Genomic DNA, 9469 nt, shown 5'->3' with positions numbered 1-9469 from the left:
GCCCGCGCTCCCCGCCGGGAAGGCCTGGGAACTCTGGTTCGACGACGGCAGCGCGGCCCGGCCGGCGGGGCTGCTGCACTCCGCGAACGGCTCGCTGCTGCTCGAAGGCCCGGTCGACGGGGCGCGCGGGATCGGCCTCACCCTGGAACCGGCCACCGGATCCCTGCAGCCCACCGGCAACACCGTCCTCGTGCTGCCCCTCGGCTGAGCGGCAGGGCCCGGCCCGGGTGGTCGGCAGCCCCCCGCTCGTTCGAGGCGGCGCGACGCGCCGTGGGACCATGGAGGTCCGCGATGCGCGCGGTACGTCCGCGCAGTAGGTCCGGCGCGGTACGTGCAGCGCGGACGGTCCGTCGGACGGACGGCACGGCGGGAGGAGGCTCCCATGACGGCTCCGATCGGCGGCCGGCCATGAGCGGCGGGTCCGCGAGCGACCGGCCCGTGAGCGGTGGGCCCGGCCGCGGCCAGGCGCAGGTGCTTCGGGTGGCGGTTGTCGGTTCGGGGCCGGCCGGCCTGTACACGGCCGAGGCGCTGGTCAAGCAGACGGCGCAGGGGGCCGACGGGTCCGCGGCCGGGGTGCTGGTGGACGTCCTGGACCGGCTGCCGACCCCTTACGGGCTGGTGCGCTACGGCGTCGCCCCGGACCACCCGTCGATCCGGTCGATCGCCGACTACCTCCGCCGGGTCCTCGAACACCCGCAGGTGCGGTTCCTCGGCGGCCTGCGGCTCGGCCGCGAGGTGACCCGGGAGATGCTGCTCGCCTGCTACGACGCGGTGGTGTACGCGACCGGCGCGCCGCGCGACCGCAGCCTCGGGGTGTCCGGGGAGGACCTGCCGGGCAGTGCGGCGGCCGCCGACTTCGTCCGCTGGTACTGCGGGCACCCGGATGCCGATCCCGCGATGTTCACCCTGGACGCACGGGCGGTCGCGGTGATCGGCGCCGGGAACGTGGCGCTCGACGTGTCCCGGATGCTGGCCCGCCCGGCCGCCGGCCTCGACGCCACCGACGTGCCGGAGCCGGTGCTCGCGGCACTGGCGGCCAGCCGGGTCGAGGAGGTGCACCTGGTCTGCCGCCGCGGGCCCGCCCAGGCCCGGTTCACCACCAAGGAGCTGCGCGAGCTCGGCGAACTGCCGGACGTCGACATCACCGTCCCCGGCCTGCCTCCCGGTGCACTCGACCCGCCGGCCGAGGAGGGCGCACCGCTCGACCGCCGGGTGCGCGGCAACCTCGCCGTCCTCGCGGAGTGGGCCGGCCGCAGCCCGCAGGGCGCCGCCCGCCGGGTGTCGGTGCGGTTCTGGCGGCGGCCGGCGGAGATCCTGGGCACCGACCGGGTCACCGCCGTACGGCTGGAACAGACCGCCCAGGACGCCTCGGGGCGCGTGTCCGGCACCGGCCGCTTCGAACTCCTCCCCGTCCAATTGGTGCTCCGCTCGGTCGGCTACCGGTCCGTGCCACTGCCCGGGCTGCCGTTCGACGAGCGGCGCGCCGTCGTCCCGAACGCCGACGGCCGGGTCCTGGGCGCGGACGGCCGGCCGCTGCCGGGCGAGTACGTGGTCGGCTGGCTCAAGCGCGGCCCGACCGGGGTGATCGGGACGAACCGGCCCGACGCCGTGCAGACCGTCCGCGCCCTGCTCGCCGACCGGGCGCCCGGCACGCCGGCGCACCGGGCGGACCCGGCCGCACCGCCGCTCGCCGACCAGCTGGCCGCCCGCGGGGTGCGTCCGGTGACCTACGACGACTGGCTGGGCATCGACGCCGGCGAACACGCGATGGCCGCCGCCCTCGGCCGCGGCGACCGCGTGAAACTGAGCGGCTGGGACGCCCTCGACACTGCGAGCGGGCACCCGCACGCCGGCCCCGGCCCCGGCCGCTGATCCGGGCGCGAGCGCGTCATTCGGGTGTTCGACCACATCGAGATCAGGGTGCTGACGCCGGGGCCCCGGCGCGCGGCCCAGGTGCAGTTCTGGGTGAACGGCGTTGACCTGGTGGAGCACGCGGCCGGCCCCGGGGGCTTCGGGCCGAGTGCCGCCGGGCTCTTCCCGGCCGGCCCGCCTCTCTACGGGCAACCGGCGGGCCGCGGCGCGTACAGCTCGGCGAGCCTGAGTGCACCGGCGGCTGCTGCGGCTATCTCTCCGCCGTCGTCCAGCGGTTCGGGAACGTCGTCCGCCGATCGGACTGGGAGGTCCCCGCCGACGGGTCCCGCCCACTGGAGTCCGACTTCGAAACGGACCAGTACGACGCCGAGCTGACCCTCATCGAGGCGGACGCCCGCTGGCAGCCCTGCGCCGGCCGCGCACCGGGGCCAGGAAGTCCAGCACCCGCTGCCAGGTCAACTCGGCTGCGGCCGGGTCGTGGTCGGGGAGCTCGCGGTCGGTGTAGAAGTGGCCGGCGCCCGGATAGCGGAAGACCTCCAGGTCGACCTTCCGCTCCCGGGCGCTTCGGCGGAGCGTGGCCACCCGCTCGGGTGGGGCGAAGGGATCCGGTTCGGCGGCGTGCAACTGCACCTTCGCCCCTGGACGGACGGCTGCGGGGAGGTCGGCGACGGCGTGCAGGAGAACGGCTCCGGCGCCGGCCGGGCGATCGGCCCAGAGATCGGCGACGACGCCGGTGCCCATGGAGACGCCGATGAGCACGGTCTCCTCGGGCATCTCCTTGACGGCCTGTCGGGCGCGCGCGACGACCGCGGCCCAGCCGACGCGGTCGAGCAGCCGGAACCCCAGGTCGAGGGTGGCCGCGGTCTCGCCGCCGAAGAGGTCGGGCGTCACGACCTCGTGCCCGGCGCGGCGCAGCCGCTCGGCGGCGAGGAGTTCGACCGGGCGCAGGCCGAGGACGGAGTGGAACAACGCGACGTGGGCCATCACACCAGCTTCCCGCACCGCCGGCCGACGAGGGCTGACGGGCATCCTTCCTGGCCGCGCGCCGGGCAGCCGTCGTGGCAGCCGTGCAACGGCTGTTCCCCGCCTGCGCCCGGCACGGACACAACAGGCGGGGTCACGTGAGCGTGCGGGGCCGGCGGTAGGGGACGAGGACGAGCGGGACCAGGGCCGCCGCCGCGACGGCCTGGGCCCAGAAGGCCAGCAACTTGTCGCTGAACCAGAGGGGTTCGTACATGTTCGGCAGCGGGCCGATGGCGCCCACGTCGACGTACCGGTAGAGGAGGATCGCCGCCAGGCCCGCGAGGGCGGTGGCCAGGGCGAAGAGATCGCCGAGCCGGCGCCGCCAGAGCAGGACGAGGAGGACCGCCAGGGACGCCGCCGCGGCCTCGACCCGGAACAGGTCGCCCTGGCTGACCGAGGCCGAGACCCCGTCGTACTGCTCCGCGAGGTTGGCGTGGACGGCCGCGTCCACGGCCAGTCCGGCGGCGGCGAGCACCCGCAGCGCGCCGCGGACGAGCCGTGCGGTGCTGCGGTTCTGCGGGCCGGGTTCGGGGGTGGCAGCCACGGGCGCTCCAGGTGGCGGGCGGTCAGCTGACGGTCAGGGTCCCGTGCATGAACGGGTGGATGGAGCAGATGTAGGGGAAGCTGCCGCTCTTGGCGGGAGCGGTGAACGTGGCGGACTTGCCGGGCTCGATCGTCCCGGTGTCGAAGGACTTGTCGCTCGCGGTGAGGGTGTGGGCGGTGGTGTCGTTGTTGACCACGGTCACGGTGGCACCGGCCGGCACGCTGAGGGTGTCCGGGCTGAACTTGAAGTCCTTGATGGTGACCTGCACCGCGCCGGCGGACGGTGACCCGCCGCCCGACACGGACGCCGACGCACTGGCCGCGGCCGTGGTCGTCGCGGCCGTGGCGGTCGGGGTCGTGGCGGTCGGGGTCGTGGCCGAGGTGCCGCCCGAACTGCTGGAACAGGCACTGACCGAGAGGGCGAGGAGCGCGGCACCGAGGGCCAGGCGCAGTCGGGCGGTTGTCACGGGCACGGTCCGTTTCGTCTGGTCGGGTTGTCGGGGCCGGGCATGGGTCGCCCAGCACACCTTCGGCGCCCGGCCCTCCCGGCGGCGGTCGACCACGCCCGGGGAGGGCGGAGTTCACCCGTTGGGCCGATCGAGCGGCGGGCCCCGACCCCGTGGAGACGGGGCGCCCCGGGATCCGGGGGCCGGAAGGCGGCATGGCATGCTCTCGGCCATGCTCCTTCGTACGGCCACCCGGCAGGACCTGCCCGCGATCGTCGCCCTCCTGACGGTGGAGGACGCCGTCCTCGACCCGTCGGAGGCGGTGGTCGACGAGGCGTACGAGCGCGCCTTCGCGGAGGTGGACGCCGACGGCCGGAACGAGATGCTCGTCCTGGACGACGGCAACGGCACCGTCCTCGGGTGCCTCCAGCTGACGTACATCCCCGGGCTGGGCCGCCACGGCCAGGAGCGGGCACTGATCGAGGCCGTCCGGGTCCGCGCGGACCGGCGCGGCGCCGGGCTCGGCCGCGAGCTGCTCACCCGCGCCGTCGAGCGGGCTCGGGCCCGCGGCTGCACCCTCGTCCAGCTCACCAGCGACAAGCGCCGGACCGGGGCCCACCGCTTCTACGCCTCACTCGGCTTCGCCCGCAGCCACGACGGTTTCAAACTGCCCCTCTGACCGGCACCGTCCGGTCCCCGGGAAGGGCGAGCCAGCGGGCGGCGGCCGTCATGGTCACCTCGACGTCGTCGCTCCAGGAGCAGACCTCCAGCCACGACAGGAAGCCGTCGTGGGTGAACACCAGGACCTCGCCCGGACAGTCGCCGGACTCCGTGTACAGCAGGGCCTCGGCCGCCACGCGCGTGCCGCCCGCGACCGGGGCCGGCTGCACGGAGCCCGTGTCGAGGTCGAAGTAGGCCGTCCCGCAGCCGCACCCGCACCTGGCCCGGACGCCCAGGTGCGGGATCTGGCGGCGGAGCGCGGCGCGGACCTCGCCGTCGCGGCCGAGGACGGCGTCGAGCACCGCGGCCACCTCGGCCGGGAGCGGCGCCGCCGTGGGCGGGCCGGAGGCAGGGTCGTCGTCCGGCGGCGGCGTGGCGGTCATTCCAGGACGGTATCCCGACCGCGCCGTGGGGCTCCGGCCCGGGTCCCCGGCCCGGGGCGCGCGCCCGGGCCGGACACGGCTCCCTCGGGCACGACTCCGGGTCCGTCGCGGCCCCGGGGCAGTCGTGGTCCGGGGTCAGTCGCGGCTCTGGGCGGCGAGGTCGGCGAAGCGGTCCCAGGCGACCCGCGGACGCGGCAGGGAGCGGCGGTCGAGGTAGCGGGCGGTGGCCTTGCGGGCGGTGGAGAGGGTGCGCAGGTTGTCGCGGAGCGAGCCGGAGCCGGCCGGTTCGACGACCCGGCCGGGTGCGAGCAGCCACCGCTCCCCCTCGCTGCGCAGCTCGCCGCGGACGAGGGCGTTGTGCATGCCGGAGAGCCGGTCGTCGTGGCGGTGGACCAGCAGGCCGGCCGGGCCGGGCGCGACCCGCAGGTCGGCGACCGGGTCCATCGCGAATCCGCCCTCGGTTGCGGCGACCCGGGTACGGGCGAGCAGCGGCGCCCCGGTCGGGTCGCAGGCGGCGAGGACCGCGGTCGGGAAGCGCCCGACCAGGTCGGCGCCGATCGGCGCTCCCCCGTCGGCCGGAGCCGGAACGTCGGTACCGGAACGGCCCGGGGCGAGCAGGTCGGAGAGCGGGGGCCGCACCCGGACCTGGGTGGGCGTCACGGTGATCAGCAGCCGGAGGTAGTACCAGTCCATGAACCAGCGGCCGGGCGCCCCGACGTAGCCCCGGCTGTGCGGCTGGCGCCGGAACAGGGTCCGCCAGTACTCCTCCGCGCCGTCGGGCCCTGCCATGATCTCGTCCGGGCAGTCGGCCGTGCCGGTGATCAGGACCTGGTCCGCGTCGGGCCGCCCGCTGCCGGTCGGGTCGGAGAACAGCAGCGCGACCCGCGGGTCGCGCCGCACGTTCAGCGCCTTCTGCGCGAAGGCGAGGCTGGTGGTCACCAGCAGGGTGCCGTCCTCCCGGAGCCACGCGGCGGTCGGCCAGGCCACCGGGGAGCCGTCCTTGCCCAGGGTCGCGAACTCGCAGGTCCGGTAGGCCGCGACCGTCTCGGCCAGGGTCGGATCGATCAGCGTCATCGGGTGCTCCGGGTGGGATGGGCGCGGCGGCCGCGCCGACGGGCTGCCCGCGGGGCGGGCGGGACGTCCGCACCGGGGCGGGGCGGGGACGGACAACGTCCCGCTCCGTGGGAGCCCGGTGGCATCCGGCGGCGTGCGGACGGCAGCACGAACCGCCCCGAATCCCCCGTGCACATCGATCGTCCGCCCCCCGGCACGCGATGCCCGGCCGGTCCGCGGATGTGGGGTCGGTCGGGCGCATCATGGCCCTGACCGGGCGACATGACCGACCGTCAGCATACGGGACGGCGGACGGCCGGCGTGACCGCGCGGCGGCCGCCGGCTACCAGAGCCGGTCGGTCTCCCCCGGGAACAGCTCGATGCGGGCGTCCCGGAAGGAGGACCGCGCCGCCCGGGCGGCGGGCGAGAAGAAGGCCGCCATGGTGACCTTGTCGAAGCCCGGCCGGTCGCTCGGGAAGGGGTCGGCCGGCGTGCCCCCGACCAGGACGGCGCCCGGCAGGTGCTGCCAGCCGGCGCTCTCGTAGAACGCCCGGAGCGGCCGGTCGCAGGTGAAGATCCCCAGGTCCAGGCCGAGGGCGGGCATGGCCTCCCGGGCGGCCTCCACCAGCCGCCGGCCGTGGCCCTGCCCGCGCGCCCGGCGGCGGGTGACCACGGTGCTGAGGCCCCCGGCGGCGTGGCTGCGCCCGGCGTGCGCGAGTTCCTTGACGAGGATGTCGAGGGCCGCCAGCACGGTGGCGCCGTCGACCAGCAGCATCGACCGGGGCCGCAGCGCGGGATCGTGCGTCGGCGCGGGGTCATGGGCAGGAGCGGCGGCGCCGTGGCCTGCGTCGGGTCCGGGCCACGCCTCGTTCTGGAGGTCCAGCACCTGGACCCGCAGCTCACGAGGGGTGTCCTGCTCCGGGAAGGTGAGGATCTGCACCCACCGATTATGGCGGCGCGCCGACCGTGGGCGAACCGGCCCGACCTGCGGCACCACAGGGCAGCCCACCGGCCTGCGGCACCACAGGGCAGCACAGTGCGCCGCACCGCATCGGAGCCGGGCGTCACCAGGAGCGGGCGGCCTCCAGGAGGTGGTCGCGGACCCGTGCGACGTGCGGACTGCCGGACGCGCCCGGGCGCTGCACCAGGTAGCCGGTGTTGATCGGCGGGTCGGCGGGGTCGTGCAGCAGCACCAGCGCGCCGGAGGCGAGTTCGCCCGCACAGAGGTAGCGCGGCACCACGGCGAAGCCCGCCCCGGCGGTCACGGCCGCGACCACCCCGCGCAGGTCCGGGACGGTGAGGGCGGCCCGGCAGGTGAGGCGCCGGCCGAAGACGTGGCGCCAGTAGCGGCGCACGATCGGCAGGTCCTCGGCATAGGTGACCAGCGGGACGCCGTGCAGCGCGGCGCCGCCGTCCGCCGCCGGGCTCCCGGTCAGGCGCCGGGCCCACCGGGGTGCGGCGACCAGGACGAACTCCTCGTCCGCCAGCGGCACCGCGGTCAGCACCCGGCCGCGCGGCCGGGCGGTGGCGATGACCAGGTCGTGGCGGCCTGCGCGGAGCTCCTCCAGCAGCGGATCGGTCAGCCCGGTGGTCACCCGCAGCCGCACCCCGTCGGCGACCAGCGGGGCGAGCGCGGGCAGGACGGTGGTGCACAGCAGCTCGGCGGGACCGGCCAGGTGCACCGGGTCCGCGGCGGCCTCGGGTCCGCCGCCGGGGGCGGTCGCGGCCGCAAGGGCGTCCAGCGGGGCGGCGACCCGGGCCGCGAGCTCGTCGGCCACCGGGGTCGGGGCGACGCCCCGCGGCAGCCGTTCGAACAGCTCGCGCCCCTCGTGGCGTTCCAGGGCCCGGATCTGCGCGGTCACCGTCGGCTGGGACAGGCCGAGCACCTGGGCGGCGGCCGTGAACGACCCGGACCGGTGGACGGCGAGGAAGGTGCGCAGCAGGTTGAGATCGGCCGACGCTCCGGGGCCACCCGTGCGGCTCGGCGCCGATCCATCGGCATCACTATGGCTCACCGCCTCAGGATACCGGGCGAGCGGCCGCCCCCTACCCGGGAAGAGCAGTGCCGAGTGGGCGCGCTTGCCATCGGTCTTCCTATGGGAGCCATCGGAACCGTCATTGGCGGGGATCCGGGGACCGGCCTAGGGTCGAGTCATCGCCGGGTCGCCCCCGGGGGCCGCCGCGGGCGGTTCCGGGCGGCCGGGCCGATGCACCCGGGGCCCGGGCGGGCCCGCCGCCGAAGAGAGCACGCGGAGAGCACACAGCATGTCGAAGATCCTTTTCGTCGTCACCGGAGCCACCTACTGGACCCTCAACGACGGCACCCGGCACCCCACCGGCTTCTGGGCCGAGGAGGTCGTCGCCCCGTACAAGGCGTTCACGGCCGCCGGCCACCAGATCACCGTCGCCACCCCCGGCGGGGTCGTCCCGACGCCGGACCGGGGCAGCCTCACCCCGGAGGCCAACGGGGGCGCGGAGGGCGCCGCCGAGATCGCCGCGGGGCTGGAGGCCTTCACCGGGCTCCGGGAGCCGATCGACATCGCCGACGTCCGGCTGGACGACTACGACGCCGTCTTCTACCCGGGCGGCCACGGCCCGATGGAGGACCTCGCCGTCGACGCCGGCTCCGGCCGGCTCCTGGTCGACGCGCTCGACTCCGGCAAGCCGCTCGGCGTGGTCTGCCACGGCCCGGCGGCCCTGCTCGCAGCCACCCGGGAGGACGGCAGCAACGCCTTCGCCGGCTACCGGCTGACCGGTTTCAGCAACGCCGAGGAGACCCAGGCCGGGCTCGCCGACAAGGCACCCTGGCTGCTCCAGGACCGGCTGACCAAGGCCGGCGCGGACGTCCAGGTGGGCGAGCCGTGGGCGCCGAAGGTGGTCGTCGACCGCAACCTGATCACCGGCCAGAACCCGCAGTCCTCCGCCCCGCTCGCCGCGGAGATGATCCGGACCATGGCGCTGGGCTAGGCCCTCGCTTTCATATCCAGCGGCTGATCCGACAGCCGATCCCGAATTCTCGAAGGACCCCGGCGGGGCGACCCGCCGGGGTCCTTCGTCGCTGCCGGGACCCATGGGTCCGGCGCCCGCATCCACATGGCACCACCGGGCACCGCGCGGCGCCATGCAGCGCCACGTGGCGCCACGCTCCTCCCGAGACGGCATACCCCGAGGCCCGGGCAGCCCGCACCGCCGGCCCTCCTGCAGCGCATCCCCGGCTCAGGGACGGCATCACCGCCATCACCCGATCGTGGCGCCATTCGGGCTTGCGCATGGCGCCATGATGGTGCCATCATGACGTCATGGACCTCACGCCGTATGTCGACACCCTCCGCCGCGGGGTTCGCGGGGGCGCCCCGGGCCGGGGGGGGGGGAGCACCGATCTGTGGGCGGGGCGGCCCGCCGCGCGGGGGGTGGGCGGCCCCCCCCGCC

At 76.1% G+C, this 9469-nt stretch carries 11 protein-coding genes; 4 read left to right on the top strand and 7 right to left on the bottom strand.

Going from position 1 to position 9469, the window contains the following annotated elements; genetic code table 11:
* The coding region (locus tag ACFV0G_RS27235) for an anti-sigma factor (protein ID WP_380553327.1) at positions 1-208 on the top strand (208 nt) is incomplete at its 5' end.
* 272 nt (positions 209-480) lie between these two features.
* A complete protein-coding gene (locus ACFV0G_RS27230; protein ID WP_380553324.1) occupies positions 481-1872 on the top strand; it encodes an FAD-dependent oxidoreductase in 1392 nt (463 codons plus the stop codon).
* 378 nt (positions 1873-2250) lie between these two features.
* Here the strand turns inward: ACFV0G_RS27230 and ACFV0G_RS27225 are convergent, their stop codons facing one another.
* The 3 genes from ACFV0G_RS27225 to ACFV0G_RS27215 form a co-directional block, all read right to left on the bottom strand.
* Complete coding sequence (locus ACFV0G_RS27225) at positions 2251-2856, bottom strand: dienelactone hydrolase family protein (protein WP_380553321.1); 606 nt, start codon at positions 2854-2856, stop codon at positions 2251-2253.
* A gap of 133 nt (positions 2857-2989) precedes the next feature.
* Positions 2990-3439, bottom strand: coding sequence for a hypothetical protein (locus ACFV0G_RS27220; RefSeq protein WP_380553318.1), 450 nt, complete (start codon positions 3437-3439; stop codon positions 2990-2992).
* A 22-nt stretch (positions 3440-3461) separates the two neighbouring features.
* Positions 3462-3905, bottom strand: coding sequence for a cupredoxin domain-containing protein (locus ACFV0G_RS27215; RefSeq protein ID WP_380553315.1), 444 nt, complete (start codon positions 3903-3905; stop codon positions 3462-3464).
* A 211-nt stretch (positions 3906-4116) separates the two neighbouring features.
* Here ACFV0G_RS27215 and ACFV0G_RS27210 point away from each other — a divergent pair, with 211 nt between their 5' ends.
* Positions 4117-4563 carry a GNAT family N-acetyltransferase gene (locus tag ACFV0G_RS27210; RefSeq protein ID WP_380553311.1) on the top strand — a complete coding sequence of 149 codons (447 nt, stop codon included), beginning with the start codon at positions 4117-4119 and terminating at the stop codon, positions 4561-4563.
* On the opposite strand, the gene ACFV0G_RS27205 is transcribed toward ACFV0G_RS27210, so the two are convergent.
* The 4 genes from ACFV0G_RS27205 to ACFV0G_RS27190 form a co-directional block, all read right to left on the bottom strand.
* The gene (locus ACFV0G_RS27205) at positions 4547-4987 is read right to left on the bottom strand and encodes a hypothetical protein (RefSeq protein ID WP_380553308.1); all 441 of its coding nucleotides are present in this window, start codon (positions 4985-4987) and stop codon (positions 4547-4549) included. The genes ACFV0G_RS27210 and ACFV0G_RS27205 overlap by 17 nt on opposite strands.
* Positions 4988-5122: 135 nt before the next feature.
* Positions 5123-6061, bottom strand: coding sequence for a pyridoxamine 5'-phosphate oxidase family protein (locus ACFV0G_RS27200; protein WP_380553305.1), 939 nt, complete (start codon positions 6059-6061; stop codon positions 5123-5125).
* 322 nt (positions 6062-6383) lie between these two features.
* Complete coding sequence (locus tag ACFV0G_RS27195; RefSeq protein WP_380553302.1) at positions 6384-6980, bottom strand: GNAT family N-acetyltransferase; 597 nt, start codon at positions 6978-6980, stop codon at positions 6384-6386.
* Between the two features lie 124 nt (positions 6981-7104).
* On the bottom strand, positions 7105-8055 hold the full coding sequence (locus tag ACFV0G_RS27190; RefSeq protein WP_380553298.1) for a LysR family transcriptional regulator: 951 nt from the start codon (positions 8053-8055) through the stop codon (positions 7105-7107).
* 250 nt (positions 8056-8305) lie between these two features.
* Here ACFV0G_RS27190 and ACFV0G_RS27185 point away from each other — a divergent pair, with 250 nt between their 5' ends.
* Positions 8306-9007, top strand: a complete 702-nt coding sequence (locus tag ACFV0G_RS27185; RefSeq protein WP_380553295.1) for a type 1 glutamine amidotransferase domain-containing protein — start codon at positions 8306-8308, stop codon at positions 9005-9007.
* Positions 9008-9469 lie beyond the last annotated feature (462 nt).

The sequence above is a fragment of the Kitasatospora sp. NPDC059571 genome, from assembly GCF_042735675.1.
GTDB lineage: Bacteria > Actinomycetota > Actinomycetes > Streptomycetales > Streptomycetaceae > Kitasatospora.
Note: the sequence above shows the minus strand (reverse complement) of the source record. Positions and strands in the feature narration are given on the sequence as shown.